Source organism: Sulfitobacter sp. CW3, assembly GCF_019392245.1.
Taxonomy (GTDB): domain Bacteria; phylum Pseudomonadota; class Alphaproteobacteria; order Rhodobacterales; family Rhodobacteraceae; genus Sulfitobacter.
On sequence record NZ_JAHXRL010000047.1, the window covers coordinates 1 to 397 of the forward strand.

The 397-nt window shown below is 60.2% G+C and carries 1 protein-coding gene; it reads right to left on the reverse strand.

Features of this window, described 5'->3' with window-relative positions:
- Positions 1 to 132: 132 nt before the first annotated feature.
- Positions 133 to 397, reverse strand: a 265-nt coding sequence (locus KZZ06_RS20150) for a recombinase family protein (RefSeq protein ID WP_219581771.1), incomplete at its 5' end; no start/stop codon positions are given.

The following is a 397-nucleotide window of genomic DNA, read 5'->3' on the forward strand; positions in this document are numbered from 1 at the left end:
TGTCCGCTCATCGCCGCGCTGCGTTGCGGGCCCGAATATTGACGGGTCCGAAGGCCGCCTTTTTTGGGCTTCTTGCGTAAAGCCTGGCGTCCCCTGTCAGCAGATCGCCAAGTTTCCTCATGATGTCACCATTCAAGCGGATCGCTCGATCCCCATCCTGCGCATTTCACGGTAGATCGTCGATCGGCCGATGCCCAGTTGCTTCGCTGCTTCAGTTGGCGACATTCGCGCTTCGATCAATTTGATAGCGGCATCGATCTTGGCCATGTCGAGGGGCTGACGGCCAGGCCGCTTGCCCTTCGCGCGCGCGGCAGCAATGCCGTCCCTGGTGCGCTCGGAGATAAGCCGCCGCTCGAAATGCGCAATTGCCCCGAACACATGAAAGATGAGTTCGCCG